Genomic DNA, 13,215 nt, shown 5'->3' on the forward strand with positions numbered 1-13,215 from the left:
TATAAAGCAAATAAAAAAGATCAGGTTTTTAAAATTAAAGCCTGATCTTTTTTATGTTTAAAATTAACTTATACTGTTTTAGAATAAAAATAACTTGCTATTATTGGAATTATACCTGCAACAAATATTGAAATCATTAAAATTATAAACTGTATATTTCCTTCAAAAAATAATGAACTTATCATTATAGCTAGTCCTGATAATACAAATAATTTTCCACCTAATCTATGAGTTTTTTTCCAAGTATCTTCATTAGTTAATGTCCAAGGCGTTTTAATTCCAAAGAAAAAGTTACTCTTGGATTTTGGAAGATAATTTCCAATTACAATAAATAATAAACCAACCATAAATGGGATAACTTTATTTATTGGAACGTTGTATCCTAGTGATGATATTATAACTACAATATGTAAAATAAAAAAGAAAGTTACCATAACATTTGTGATAATAGTATAACTTGTATTAAATTTTGAATAATTGTTTCTTTTAGGATCAATTTTAGGAGTAAATAACATCCCACCCCATATAAAAAGCATAATTAAAGGTGGTAAAAAAGCTGCAAATAGTTTAGGACCATAGTTGTCAATTTCACCAGCTGTATTCCAATGTATAGGCATTTCATTAGGTAGTTTATTGTATAATACAATACTTACTAAAAATGCAAGAGTTATTAATGTAATATTATAAATACTAGTTTTATTTTTCATTAGTTTATTCCTTTCCTTCATTAGTATTACCTAAAAATGATATGAACCATTTTACAACATCCTCAAAAACAGATGTATTTAGTGAGTAATATATATATTGACCTTTTCTTTCATCACTTACTAGTCCAGCTTGCTTGAGAATACTTAAATGATGAGATATACTAGGCTTGGTAATTTGAAAATAATCGGCAATATCACCAGCAGTCATATCTTTTTCATTTAGTAGATCTAAAATTTTTCTTCTTGTGTTATCAGAAAGAGCTTTAAAAGCATCATTAAATGACAAGTAATCACTCCTTTCAATAAATTAGATATTTAGATAATTATCTAAATATCTAATAAGAATATACACGAAATATATATATTTATCAATAGATATATTTTAGTGGAAATTCCATATAAATGAAAAATAAAATCTATATTTAGCATTAACTATGGTAAAATAGAAAATAAAATGTTGTTTAAGGAGAATATGGCTATGTTTAAGTAGCGTGGGTGATATATGCATAAGCAAAGCTTAATATTAAAATTTCATGAGATATATGAGAAAGGGTGACTGTGATGAATTTTGATTTTAATGAATTTAAACAAAATATTATTTTGGCTACAAAAAGTGCTTTTTTAGAAATTGTAAAAACTAATAAAGAGGATACTGTATATGCTTTTTCTTTAAATTGTTCAGCTGATGTTAGATCAATTGGAATTATAGCAAATACAAAGAGTGCACTTAATGATATTGTCGATGGATCTGATAATGATTTTTGGTATTATAGATTTTGCCCAGAAGAATGGAAAATTTGGAATGGTGCAGATGATGAATTTTATAGAATTGGAAACAAATTAAAAGCGTTTCAAGAGGACAATAAAGATAGAATAAGTGATTCAGAGACTAATGTTTATACATATTTTTTTCAGGAATTTAGAGAAAAAATTTTTGATGTATGTATAGATGCATTATTAGAATTAAAAGAAGAAGAATTTTTTGCAAATAACTCAAAAGAAGGTATCGAACTTAATTTTTGGGTTAGTGAGTTTTTGGATGAAGAAGAATCTATAGATATATTTAGTAAGCTAAATGATAAAAATACAGTAGACGAGTATAAAGAACATATAGAAGAAATTTTATAAAATATTATAAATAAAAGTTGTTTACTATGTATTTAAGAAATTTATTGATAATTATAATTTTATATGAGGAGAAAGTATGAATATATTTAACGGAAAAAAAGAAGTGAATATTGAAATTGGTGAAGTAAAAGAGGGCCTAGTTGATTATTCAAAATCAATTGAAGAATTAACGATATATTATGATGAACAATTAGAATTAATTAAACAAGGAACAAATGAATTAGCTACTTTAGAACTAATGATGCTTGGTTATGGAATTGATTTTATTGAATGGATTAAAGAAGTATTTAAAATAGAACTTACATTAGGTGAGGACAGTCTAAGTGAATTTGATACAGTACTAGAAGATATATATCAAATGTATATAAAAAATGGATTAAGAGAAGAAGTACTTAATGATCTATTAAAAAAATGCAGTGGATATTTTGGCCTTGTGATTCTTTCAAATTATAAAGGGAACTGGGCAGATTCTAATTTAGGCCCAGCGATTCAAGTAAATGGAGTTAATGCATTTGTATACAATTGTATAGGAAGAAGAATACAGAGTAATGAAGATAGTGATATAATAGCATTCTATTATGCTTTAGGCGAAAGCTTAGATGAAAATTTCTTAATGTAAACTAACTATATATTATAAGTAATGTATAATAGTAAAATTATGTGATTAAAGATTTTTATATTACAAAAGTGGATGATACTACATGTACTTAGTAAGTGTATGTTTAGCAGGAACTAATTGTAGATATAATGGAACAAATAGAGAGAAAAACAATAGAACATTTTCCTTATAGATGAATATTATAGTATTCGAAAGGAGATGTTTAAAAATGAATTTAGAAAAAGATTGTTGTTATAGAAATTTTCGGGATTTACAGATGTTACAAGATAAATGTAAAAGGTACTTATACTATCACATTACTTTAACAATGACAGAGGGCAGTACAGTTGATGGAATTATTGAAAGTGTAGATATGGATTACATTAATGTGTTGGTTGGTGAGGATGTAATGGAACCAGAAAATGAAAATCAAATTGATCAACAAAGGCAGTATTATGGTTATAATCGTCCACGAAGATTTAGACGTTTTAAGCGTAAATCGATTCCATTTGCTACTTTAGCAGCAGTATCATTATTACCTTATCCTTACCTTATCCAACCACCATATCCATATTATCCATACTATCCCTATTAGTTATATACTATAATAAGTAGAGTGTTTACAGTGTTGAATTAAAATATAATTATATAAGTGCAGGTGCTTAATCAAGTATAGATGATTAGTACTTGCACTTATTTTTATTTTGCATAATATAAAATGATATAATAAATTATTATAACTAAGAGATGAATTTATTGAAATTGTACTTGCATCTTACCTAAGGTAAGGAATTATACTATAGTTAATTCATATTGTTATTTTAAGGAGATGATAAAATGGAATTAAGAATTCAATATAACTGTTTAAATATTAATTGGAATTATGTATCTGAAATATTAAAAAAGGTTGGAATGGCATATTTTGATCAAGAGGTGCATAAAAAAGCATTTGAAAATAGTCACACTGTTGTTTTTGTTTTTGACAATAATGAACTTATTGGTTTTGGACGTGCAATTTCAGATGGAATCTATCAAGCTGCAATCTATGATGTAGCAGTATTACCAGAATATCAAGGGAAAAATGTTGGTAGAACAATTGTTAATAGCATTATGAAATGTCTACCACAATGTAGTTTTATATTATATGCTTCACCTGGTAAAGAAAGTTTTTATGAAAAACTAAACTTTAAAAAAATGAAAACAGGAATGGCATTATTTTATAATGCAGAAAAAATGAAAATAAAAGGTTTTATTGAATAAACTAAAATGCGCCCTTTATAGAAACGGTTTTATTATTGTAATGTTAGCTTGACATATAGATAAGATAAAAATATACTTATAAGTAAGGCAAACATTACAGAGGTGAGTGTAAGTGAAAAATCGATTAAAAGAATTTCGTGAAACAAATAAATTAACTCAAGAACAATTGGGAAAACTTGTAGGGACATCAAGACAAGCTATAAATGCTATTGAAACAGAAAAATATGAACCATCAATATGGTTAGCATATGATATTTCAAAAGTATTCAATTGTTCAATAGAAGAAGTTTTTCTTTTTGAGGAAAGTAAAAGAAAATCAAGAGCAGATCAAAGTAGGGGTGTGATTTAAATGGCATTAAGACAAATTAGACTTTTTGATGATCCTATTCTTAGGAAGAAAAGTAAACAAGTTGAAGTTGTAGATGATAAGATAAGAGATATACTAAATGATATGGTAGAGACTATGTATAATACAGAAAATGGTGGAGGTTTGGCAGCACCACAAGTAGGTATACTAAAAAGATTAGTTGTAATAGATATGGGACAAGGCCTTATTAAACTGATTAATCCAAGGATAATTAAAAAGGAAGGAAGTCAACAAGTTATAGAGGGATGTTTAAGTAATCCCAATGTATTTGGAAAACTAAAAAGACCATATGAAGTAATAGTACAAGCACTAAATGAAAATGGGGAAGAAATTCAATTGACAGGTACGGGAGATTTAGCAAAATGTTTCTGTCATGAAATTGACCATTTAGAGGGCATTTTGTTTACTGATTTAGTTACTGAATATATATAATAAATATTAAATTTTAAAATACCACATTATTAAGAAATAAATATATTGTATTTCTTAATAATGTGGTATTTTAATAATATATGTTGAAAGATAGATTTGGAGAATTTAAATACATCTTATGTTAGGTTAATCCTAAGTAAACAAAAAATTTAATGGAACATTATTTAGAAAAATTAAGAGATACTTCACCACTACCAATAATAACTATATAGTCACTTTCTTCAAGTAATATTTCTGATGTAGGAATATATGCTTTATTAAATTTTCTAAATATTTTTTGATTTCCATGAGCATCCACTATTGCTAAACTTGTAATACTATTAGGGGTAATTAGTTTAGCAGTCATCGTATATTCGTTAACGTGATTAATGGTATAAACACCTTCTTTATAAGATGCTGATGTTGGACCAATAACAGTAGCATTAACATTATCTAAAAATATCAACATAAATACCATAGTTAATATTATAATTTTTGAGAATTTCATAATATAGACACCTCACTTATTTCTATTAATAATAGTTTAATCTAAAAAACAGATATTATTAAGGAAATAATTGGAGTGGTAAAAGATAATTAATATGTTATGAAATTTTTAATAAGGTATAATACATACTTTTAATATTATCTAAAAATGTCATTATTACACCTACTTATAAATAATAATTCATAGTAGATATTATGATTATTATATAAATAATATGAGTGTAGTGTGCTGGAATAGCAAATAGATGTAGATTTTGTGGAGTAAATCAAAAAATGTTCTTGGAAAATTGAATAATGTGATATTTACAAAATGTGTTATAATAGCAGGTTGAACCAATTGTTTGTAGACCGAATAATATATAATATATAGAATATTTACTAATGAATATAAAGTGATTACCATAAAGCAGGTGTCTAAAATGAATAGTATGTTTAATGGAATTGTGTTTAATATAAAGCGAGGATATTATAGATATATTGGTTCTGGTTCTAGTAGAGATGTATTTGATTTGGGAAATGGATATGTAATCAAAGTAGCAAAAAATAGAGCTGGAATTGCACAAAATAAATCTGAGTATAATATTTCGCATTATGATAATTCAGGTCTATTTGCAAAAGTTGTAGATGTTTCAAATAACTTTAATCTGTTAATAATGGAAAAGGCAGACAAGATATATAACATTTCAGATGTATGGAAGTACTTTAATGTTAGAGGGAAAAGAGGATTGTTTAGTTTAAAAGAACTAAACAATATTTTGAGGCACTATCATTTACTATTGAATGATTTGAAGAGGGAAAGTAGCTGGGGAATGATTAATGGAAGACTTGTAATAATTGATTATGGTTTTACAAGAGAAGTTTGCACAAGATATTATTAATCTTTTTAGAGATAAGGGGAGATACCATATTATTTGATTTTTATAAATGAATAATGTGGTATTTTTTAGTAAGCGATATAAGTAAGTTGATAATATGAATTTGCATTTTTTGTTTCACAATATTTATTAAATAATAATATATTTACAATATATGTTATAATCAATTTGTAATAGTAATTTATAGCACTAAGATTAAAGATGAAAAAATCATAAATTATGTTATTACAGAATAGAAAAAAGAGATTGATAATATAAAGGAAAAAGTTCATGGTATATACATTTAGAAATAGTAGATGGTGAATTATCTAAATTATTAGTCAATATATAGTTTTAATAAAATATAGTGATAAGCATAATATTAGTAATAAAACAATAAGAATGAGAGGAAGAGCATTAATGGATATTAAAATTAGACAAGTATCTATAGAGGATTTAGATTCGGTAACAAAAGTGGAGGCAATCTGTTTTCCACATACAGAAGCAGCGACTAAAGAATCTTTTGAAGAACGTATTAAAACATTTCCTGAAAGTTTTTTTGTAGCAGAAATAGATAGAAGAATAATTGGTTTTATTAATGGGTGTGTCATAAATGGAACTGTTATATATGATGAACTCTTTGAAGATTCTAGATTACATATTCAATATGGAGATTACCAAACAGTTTTTGGACTTGATGTTATACCAGAGTATCGTAATCAAGGAATTGCAGCTAAGTTGATGAACTATATGATAGAAATATCAAGATTAGCAGGGAGAAAAGGTGTTATTTTAACTTGTAAAGAAAAGCTTATTCATTATTACACAAAGTTTGGATATAAAAATCAAGGTATATCTAAATCAGTACATGGTGGAGCTGAATGGTATGATATGATTTTAGAATTTTAAATTTGATTAGGCAAAATATAAAAATATTTTTTATAATTGAATAATGTAGAAAATAAGGTGAATATGTCTTAAGGTTTATAAAAATAAATATAGGTAAAATTATCTCATATCTTATATTTAAATTTAAATAAGCAGTCTAAGTTTTAAATAAAACAGTAGACTGCTTGTTTACATAATGAACAAGTTTAAATTATGTGATTTTTAATTTTTCTTATTGTATAAAACATAATAACAATAAAATTCAATTCTTTTACTTAGAAGAATGTAAGCCATAGATACTAATTGGAACATTCCCATAAGTGCTATGTAACAACTAAGAAGTGTTAAAAAAATATCACCATTAGATGAACTAAAACTTTCGGATATAAATTTAAAAGATACGATACCACCTAGTAGAGGAAGTATAGCAATTTTTTTATGTCCATTTTTTATTGTATGTAAAAAGAAGAATAGTACGCCTATTTCTAAAAGGCCTTGTGCAATGCCACCATACATATCTTCTAATCCAAAAATTGATAATATAACATAAAATAAAATGATTATAACCCTAAAAGCTATTAATACAGCTTGTATAATATTTAAGGTTCGTCTGCTTTCTGCAATTAATTCTGGTTCTGGAAGGCTTTGATTAAGTCTTTCTTCCATAATTACCTCCTTGTATTTACATAAATTAAAAAAGTTGCTATACAAGTATAACATATTTTGTAATAATTAGTAATATAAAAATAGAGCGAATTAAACTAAAAAGTAAATTATCTATATTTACAAAATGTAATGTATTTAAGTATAAAAGAAGAACGTAAATATAAAATTGTAGGAACTGAACCGCATATTCAGTAGTGAAATAAAAGTATTGATGAAAATAAAAGCGTGGGCAGAACTTTATTCTAAACGAATTGGAGAAGTTAAGTGAATTTAAAATCAGTAAGTATTTTAGGAATAGTACTAATAATATTTAGATAAAAATGGAGGACAGTATGAAAAGAGCACTTTTAGTTGTAAAGAAACTTTTAATAATATTTTGGTGGCAAGATATAGAGAAATCTAATATTTTTGTAAGAATATTAAATTATATATTTGCATTTACTCTAAGTTTTGGAGCTTTTTCTTGGACATATTTGTCTAATATGAACTTAATTCTTAAAATAATTGTAGGAACTTATGGTGTTCTTACGTTTATGTCATTTTGGCCAGCTTCAAATTTATTGGATGAAGAATCTGAAACTAAGGGATCTATATTTTATATTTTTCAAAATACACTTATCATATTTTCATTTATAATTCTTTTAACATATATAATTAAGGAAGAAAAATATTAAAGAAAAAGATAGAAATTTTGGAGTGCTTCACTACCATAAATAAATGTAAATAATTATGTAAATGGAGGGGATAACATGGAAATAAAACTCGAAAGATTTAGATATGAAGAAATTCCACAATTAATTTCCTGGATTCCTAATAAAGAATTCTTACTTCAATGGGCAGGTCCGTCATATACATTTGAATTGCTGGAAAAACAACTTCAAAGTGAAATAAACAATATGCTTGAAAAAACTTCTTCAAACTTAATGTTTAGTGCTAAGCTAATTGAAAGCAATGAAACAGTAGGGCATATCCAGCTACTGAGAATAGACAGAGTAAATATGTCAGCTCGAATAGGTAGAGTACTTGTAGGAGGAAAAGAAAATAGAAATAAAGGAATAGGATTGCAAATAATTAATGAAATTTTGGACACTGCATTTAATAAATTAAATCTTCATAGAATTGATTTAGGGGTATTCGATTTTAATGTATCTGCAATTACGTGTTATAAAAAAGCAGGATTTAATATTGAAGGAAGTTTTAGAGAATGTAGAAAAATAAATGAACAATATTGGTCATTGCTCAATATGAGCATTCTTGAAAGTGAGTATAGGAATTTAAAATGATATTAGATTTACTTGTGGATTAGCTGACCCTAAAGATGAAATTAATGTAAAAGGTATAAGAGAAGGGCTAAATAAAGTTCTTCCAGAAGAAATGAAAAATACAATTAAGATTTTTAATTTGCGTGGGGCAATAAAGAACTATGAATCTCTGAGAGAAGAGGAGAAAGAAATGATTGATACTTATGGAAAGTAGTGAACTTTATGGATAAAGAGACAATTGTTATATTAAAATGAATATATTAAGAATTTGTTTTTAAGGTCGTTTAATGAAAGGTAGAGATTAAATAAAAGGTCTCTACCTTTTGTTTTATTATAGATTTACGATTTATAGTGATAGATTTACATACACATAGATAACTTTTACGTTATAAACCTATACATACAAAAAATATATTATATGGTAAAATTAATAATATAAAAATATAGGTATTTATTCAAATTACTCAAATTAATGGAATATTAAATAAATACAATTATTAAAATTAAATAACAAATTAAACATATAGAAAGTTCGGAGGTAAACTTAATGAAAAAATTTTCAAAACTGTTAGCACTACTTCTAGCAACGCAACTTACTTTAGTATGTGGAGATAGAAATAAACCTGTTAATGCCGCAATCAACACATTAGAAAAGAGTGATTCTAATTATTCTATTAATGTAAATGGAACAATTAAAGAAAAGGCAAATACGCTTGTTGAAAAGTATGGTGTAACAAGTGTTCAATATACAATTATGGATGATGGTAATATAATATCATCAGGAAGTAGTGGAGTATATAGTAAAAATAGTAATAGGAGTATAGCTAGTGATACTATGTATGGGATTGGTTCAACATCTAAGACTTTTACAGCAGCTGCTATAATGAAATTAGTAGATATGAAAAAAGTTGATTTAGACAAGCCTATTGTAAATTATATTCCAGAGTTTGTAATGAAAGATGAAAGATATAAAAAAATAACGACTAGAATGTTGCTTAATCATTCATCAGGAATTATGGGGAGTGCATATTCAAGAACAATCTTATGGGATGATAATGATACAATTGCCCATGATAAATTATTAGAGCAATTAAAAACTCAAAGGTTAAAAGCTGAACCAGGTAAATTTTCTGTGTATTGTAATGATGGATTTACACTTGCGGAAATATTGGTTGAAAAAGTAAGTGGACAAAGCTTTACAGATTTCATTCATGATAATATAACAATACCATTAAAAATGGATAATACAAAAACTACACAAGATGGATTTAATAGAGATAAGCTTGCAAAAACTTATAGTACAATTGCACCTACAGTAGATACACCACCAGATAGTACAAACATAATTGGTGCAGGTGGGATATATTCAACAACACAAGACTTGTGTAAATTTGGGAATATATTCACAAAGAATGGTACATTGCTTTCAGCAAATTCTGTTAATCAGATGATAAGTGGTGAATACAAAAACGGTTTGTGGTTAGATAACATAGATAATACTGAAAATATTTTTAACTATGGACTTGGCTTTGATGGAACAGATATATTTCCATTTAGTCAATATGGTATAAAAGCTATTGCAAAAGGCGGAGATACATTACTTTATCACAATGCTACTGTTATATTACCAGAGTATAATATGGTTGTAGCAGTATCCTCAACAGGTGGAAGTAGCTTATATAATGAGGTCTTAGCTTGCAATATGTTACTTGATGCTTTAAAAGAAAAGGGTATTATTCAAGAAATAAAAAGTGATAAATCTTTTGATAAGCCAACTAAAACCTTAATAGATGATGATATTAAAAAGTATGAAGGAACATATGGTGCATCAGGACAAATTATCAATGTAAAGATGAATGAAAATGGTACAATGACAGTTTCAAATACATCACTTTTAGCGAAAGCACAGAATACAGAATATATTTATAATGGTAACGGAGTATTTTTGAAACAAGATGGTAGTGAAAAAATTACTTTTGAAAGTAAGGACGGTAAGATTTACTTAAGATCTGATTCGTATATAAAATTGCCAGGAGTTGGAGAAACAGCAGTGGCACAATATATGGGACAAAAATTAGAGGAAAATAAGTTAACAGTAGAAGTAAGTAAAGCCTGGGAAGATAGAAATAACAATAAATATTTTAATCTAACAGATAAGTATAATTCTGAAATATTTAGTGCTTTGCCAGCTTTTATAACTGTTAATTTTAATAATGGTTATCAAATGTCTAACAAAATCATAGATGCAAATAATTCTATTAGTGTTATTGAAGTTCCTGTAATGGCAGGAAGGGATACATTTGATTGTAATTTCTTTAAAGAAAATAATATTGAATATATGAAAGCAGCTGAAAATATATTAATTAGTCAAGATGGTCTAAAAGAAATCATAAAAGGTAACAGCAGTTGTACTATAAAAGATGATGGATACAATATATGGTATAAGGTCAATGATAATTTAGAAGGAAAAAAACTTACAGTAGAATTACCTGAAAATAGTGGATTTTTAGTATATACAAAAGACGGTGTATGTACAAACCAAAGCGCATTAACTAAAAATAATACTGCAACATTATCAGGTGGTGGTTATATAATGTTTGGCGGTGAAAAAGGTAGTAAAATTGATATTACAATAGAGTAGAATATTTTCTCATTAAAAACACATTATAAGATTAATTAAATAAATATTATGGAGGATTGCAATGAAAATTTTAAAGAAATTATTAATATTTATTATGATTCTAGTTATTATAATGGTTTTGCCAATAGAAATTTCTAAAAACAATGCATGTGCTAATTCAAATTTTAATAAAAGAGCTCCTGTTAAAATAGGAGTATTCCTACATAGCTTTGATGACTATCTTTCTCTTGTAAAACAAAATTTAGAAACTATTCAAAAAGAAAATCAAGATAAAGTTGAATTTACTTTTTTTAATGCAAAAGAAAATCAAGCTATACAAAATGAAAGTATTGATAAAGCTATTAAAGAAAATTTTGATCTTTTAATTGTGAATTTACATACTTTAAAATTAGATGAAGTAGGAGATACTCTATATAAAATAATTAAAGAAAATATTCCATTAATTTTATTTGGAGAGCCAGATGAAAATTTAATAAAGTTTATTGGACGTTATGGTGTCTTTATAGCAAGTTCTGGTGAAAACTCTGGTATTCTAGAGGGAAAAATTCTTGCTGATGAATGGATGGATCATAAAGAAACTATAGATAAAAATCGCGATAACATATTGCAGTATATTATGTTAAAAGGTAGAATTGGTGACCCAATAGTAAATCAAAGAACAAAGTATGCTCTTTCAACACTTAATGAAGCTGGAATAAAAACAGAAGAACTTGCATCAGTCAATGGTGAGTGGAGTAAAGATTTAGCTAAAGAGGCTATTGAATCTCTATTTTTAAAATATGGCAACAAAATTGAAGCTATAATTTCAAATAATGATTCTATGGCAATAGGTGCTGTTGAAGCCTTACAAAAATATGGCTATAACAAAGGTAATAAATCAATGACTATTCCAGTTGTTGGAATTGATGGAATACCAGAAGCTATTGAATTGGTTAATAAAGGATATATGACAGGTACAGTTATCCAAGATCCTGGTGCTAATGCTGAAGCTCTTTATAAGGTTGGAATGAATCTAGCTTATAGAAAGCCTCCTATTGAGAATACAAATTATAAATTTGATGATACAGGAGCTGTAATTCGGTTGCCCTACAAAGAATATAAAAAGGAATAAAAATATTTACTCCTTAAATTTTTTCTCCAATTAGAATTATTAAAAAATAAAAAGTAGTTAATTATTATTATTTAATTTCATAGTTTTACAATATGAACATAACAGTAAACTGCCAATTCAAGTATATTAGTCTGGTAAATCGGTATTCGGAAAGGAAAAGACATGATTATAAGAAAATATAAACCATTAGATTGTATGGTATTAGCCGAATTATTTTACAATACAGTTCATTTAGTCAATGCAAAAGACTATACAGAAGAACAGTTAAATGTATGGGCAACGGGAAGTATAGATTTAAAGGAATGGAATAAATCCTTTTTAGAACATTTTACAGTTGTTGCCATTGAAGATAATGTTATAGTCGGATTCGGAGATATCGATAATAATGGATATTTAGATAGATTGTTTGTTCATAAGGATTACCAAAACAAAGGAATTGCAACAGCAATTTGCGATGAACTGGAAAAATATGTTTGCACGGATAAAATTAGTACCCATGCTTCAATTACTGCAAAACCTTTTTTTGAAAAACGAGGTTATAAAGTTATTAAAGAACAGCAGATTGAGAGAAAAGGTATTATATTAATAAACTATGTTATGGAGAAATAGGAAAATTAAATCAATATTACCATATTTTAATTTTGGTTTATCAGGTATTTGGGTAGCTATTCTTATTAGTTATATTGTTGCTAGTGTAGCGGCAGCCATAGTATCTAGAAAGTATCTACCTTATAAAAAAATAGAGGAATTTATTTTGCCTCCACTTTCTTAGATTTGATTATTTCATTAGCGATACTTCCCATTATAACTAAATA

General features: G+C 26.5%; 17 protein-coding genes. 13 read left to right on the top strand and 4 right to left on the bottom strand.

The features are described 5' to 3' along the window. Positions 1 to 68 precede the first annotated feature (68 nt). Entirely contained in the window at positions 69 to 707 is a 639-nt protein-coding gene (locus tag RGC78_RS02475) for an SdpI family protein (RefSeq protein WP_252215440.1), read from the bottom strand. Between the two features lie 4 nt (positions 708 to 711). Further along, the gene (locus RGC78_RS02480; RefSeq protein ID WP_003371939.1) at positions 712 to 993 is read right to left on the bottom strand and encodes an autorepressor SdpR family transcription factor; all 282 of its coding nucleotides are present in this window, start codon (positions 991 to 993) and stop codon (positions 712 to 714) included. Between the two features lie 275 nt (positions 994 to 1,268). On the opposite strand from RGC78_RS02480, the gene RGC78_RS02485 reads away from it, so the two are divergent. The 6 genes from RGC78_RS02485 to def all read left to right on the top strand — a co-directional run bounded on the left by RGC78_RS02485 (position 1,269) and on the right by def (position 4,492). Then, positions 1,269 to 1,835, top strand: a complete 567-nt coding sequence (locus RGC78_RS02485; RefSeq protein WP_252215442.1) for a DUF4303 domain-containing protein — start codon at positions 1,269 to 1,271, stop codon at positions 1,833 to 1,835. Between the two features lie 76 nt (positions 1,836 to 1,911). Further along, positions 1,912 to 2,454 (top strand): hypothetical protein, encoded by a 543-nt coding sequence (locus tag RGC78_RS02490; RefSeq protein WP_309555970.1) that lies wholly within the window; start codon positions 1,912 to 1,914, stop codon positions 2,452 to 2,454. 208 nt (positions 2,455 to 2,662) lie between these two features. After that, the gene (locus RGC78_RS02495) at positions 2,663 to 3,028 is read left to right on the top strand and encodes a hypothetical protein (protein WP_252215445.1); all 366 of its coding nucleotides are present in this window, start codon (positions 2,663 to 2,665) and stop codon (positions 3,026 to 3,028) included. A gap of 242 nt (positions 3,029 to 3,270) precedes the next feature. Further along, positions 3,271 to 3,693, top strand: a complete 423-nt coding sequence (locus RGC78_RS02500; RefSeq protein WP_252215448.1) for a GNAT family N-acetyltransferase — start codon at positions 3,271 to 3,273, stop codon at positions 3,691 to 3,693. Between the two features lie 112 nt (positions 3,694 to 3,805). After that, entirely contained in the window at positions 3,806 to 4,042 is a 237-nt protein-coding gene (locus RGC78_RS02505; RefSeq protein WP_252215450.1) for a helix-turn-helix transcriptional regulator, read from the top strand. Continuing rightward, positions 4,043 to 4,492, top strand: a complete 450-nt coding sequence (gene def, locus RGC78_RS02510; protein WP_252215453.1) for a peptide deformylase — start codon at positions 4,043 to 4,045, stop codon at positions 4,490 to 4,492. A gap of 160 nt (positions 4,493 to 4,652) precedes the next feature. Here the strand turns inward: def and RGC78_RS02515 are convergent, their stop codons facing one another. Next, on the bottom strand, positions 4,653 to 4,979 hold the full coding sequence (locus RGC78_RS02515; RefSeq protein ID WP_252215455.1) for a hypothetical protein: 327 nt from the start codon (positions 4,977 to 4,979) through the stop codon (positions 4,653 to 4,655). A gap of 418 nt (positions 4,980 to 5,397) precedes the next feature. Here RGC78_RS02515 and RGC78_RS02520 point away from each other — a divergent pair, with 418 nt between their 5' ends. Both RGC78_RS02520 and RGC78_RS02525 read left to right on the top strand, forming a co-directional pair. Then, a complete protein-coding gene (locus tag RGC78_RS02520; RefSeq protein ID WP_252215458.1) occupies positions 5,398 to 5,856 on the top strand; it encodes a hypothetical protein in 459 nt (152 codons plus the stop codon). Positions 5,857 to 6,252: 396 nt separating this feature from the next. Beyond that, positions 6,253 to 6,741, top strand: a complete 489-nt coding sequence (locus RGC78_RS02525) for a GNAT family N-acetyltransferase (RefSeq protein ID WP_309555972.1) — start codon at positions 6,253 to 6,255, stop codon at positions 6,739 to 6,741. A gap of 201 nt (positions 6,742 to 6,942) precedes the next feature. On the opposite strand, the gene RGC78_RS02530 is transcribed toward RGC78_RS02525, so the two are convergent. After that, positions 6,943 to 7,386, bottom strand: a complete 444-nt coding sequence (locus tag RGC78_RS02530; protein ID WP_252225833.1) for a hypothetical protein — start codon at positions 7,384 to 7,386, stop codon at positions 6,943 to 6,945. A gap of 332 nt (positions 7,387 to 7,718) precedes the next feature. On the opposite strand from RGC78_RS02530, the gene RGC78_RS02535 reads away from it, so the two are divergent. From RGC78_RS02535 to RGC78_RS02555, 5 genes are all read left to right on the top strand, one after another. Then, positions 7,719 to 8,060 (top strand): hypothetical protein, encoded by a 342-nt coding sequence (locus RGC78_RS02535; RefSeq protein ID WP_309555973.1) that lies wholly within the window; start codon positions 7,719 to 7,721, stop codon positions 8,058 to 8,060. 75 nt (positions 8,061 to 8,135) lie between these two features. Then, positions 8,136 to 8,669 carry a GNAT family N-acetyltransferase gene (locus RGC78_RS02540; RefSeq protein WP_309555974.1) on the top strand — a complete coding sequence of 178 codons (534 nt, stop codon included), beginning with the start codon at positions 8,136 to 8,138 and terminating at the stop codon, positions 8,667 to 8,669. Between the two features lie 526 nt (positions 8,670 to 9,195). Further along, positions 9,196 to 11,289, top strand: a complete 2,094-nt coding sequence (locus RGC78_RS02545) for a serine hydrolase domain-containing protein (protein WP_309555975.1) — start codon at positions 9,196 to 9,198, stop codon at positions 11,287 to 11,289. Between the two features lie 61 nt (positions 11,290 to 11,350). Further along, on the top strand, positions 11,351 to 12,400 hold the full coding sequence (locus tag RGC78_RS02550) for a galactose ABC transporter substrate-binding protein (protein WP_309555976.1): 1,050 nt from the start codon (positions 11,351 to 11,353) through the stop codon (positions 12,398 to 12,400). A 162-nt stretch (positions 12,401 to 12,562) separates the two neighbouring features. Continuing rightward, on the top strand, positions 12,563 to 13,009 hold the full coding sequence (locus tag RGC78_RS02555) for a GNAT family N-acetyltransferase (RefSeq protein ID WP_309555977.1): 447 nt from the start codon (positions 12,563 to 12,565) through the stop codon (positions 13,007 to 13,009). Positions 13,010 to 13,215 lie beyond the last annotated feature (206 nt).

It is taken from the genome of Clostridium aquiflavi (genome assembly GCF_031344075.1).
GTDB classification, from domain to species: Bacteria; Bacillota; Clostridia; order Clostridiales; family Clostridiaceae; genus Clostridium; species Clostridium aquiflavi.

Excerpts from the sequence above, each read along its gene's own strand:
- RGC78_RS02490 (WP_309555970.1), top strand. The coding sequence starts at position 1,912 with ATGAATATATTTAACGGAAAAAAAGAAGTGAATATTGAAATTGGTGAA.
- RGC78_RS02500 (WP_252215448.1), top strand. The coding sequence starts at position 3,271 with ATGGAATTAAGAATTCAATATAACTGTTTAAATATTAATTGGAATTAT.
- RGC78_RS02540 (WP_309555974.1), top strand. The coding sequence starts at position 8,136 with ATGGAAATAAAACTCGAAAGATTTAGATATGAAGAAATTCCACAATTA.
- RGC78_RS02550 (WP_309555976.1), top strand. The coding sequence starts at position 11,351 with ATGAAAATTTTAAAGAAATTATTAATATTTATTATGATTCTAGTTATT.
- RGC78_RS02520 (WP_252215458.1), top strand. The coding sequence starts at position 5,398 with ATGAATAGTATGTTTAATGGAATTGTGTTTAATATAAAGCGAGGATAT.
- RGC78_RS02535 (WP_309555973.1), top strand. The coding sequence starts at position 7,719 with ATGAAAAGAGCACTTTTAGTTGTAAAGAAACTTTTAATAATATTTTGG.
- RGC78_RS02515 (WP_252215455.1), bottom strand. The coding sequence starts at position 4,979 with ATGAAATTCTCAAAAATTATAATATTAACTATGGTATTTATGTTGATA.
- RGC78_RS02530 (WP_252225833.1), bottom strand. The coding sequence starts at position 7,386 with ATGGAAGAAAGACTTAATCAAAGCCTTCCAGAACCAGAATTAATTGCA.
- RGC78_RS02555 (WP_309555977.1), top strand. The coding sequence starts at position 12,563 with ATGATTATAAGAAAATATAAACCATTAGATTGTATGGTATTAGCCGAA.
- def (WP_252215453.1), top strand. The coding sequence starts at position 4,043 with ATGGCATTAAGACAAATTAGACTTTTTGATGATCCTATTCTTAGGAAG.
- RGC78_RS02545 (WP_309555975.1), top strand. The coding sequence starts at position 9,196 with ATGAAAAAATTTTCAAAACTGTTAGCACTACTTCTAGCAACGCAACTT.
- RGC78_RS02485 (WP_252215442.1), top strand. The coding sequence starts at position 1,269 with ATGAATTTTGATTTTAATGAATTTAAACAAAATATTATTTTGGCTACA.
- RGC78_RS02495 (WP_252215445.1), top strand. The coding sequence starts at position 2,663 with ATGAATTTAGAAAAAGATTGTTGTTATAGAAATTTTCGGGATTTACAG.
- RGC78_RS02525 (WP_309555972.1), top strand. The coding sequence starts at position 6,253 with ATGGATATTAAAATTAGACAAGTATCTATAGAGGATTTAGATTCGGTA.
- RGC78_RS02475 (WP_252215440.1), bottom strand. The coding sequence starts at position 707 with ATGAAAAATAAAACTAGTATTTATAATATTACATTAATAACTCTTGCA.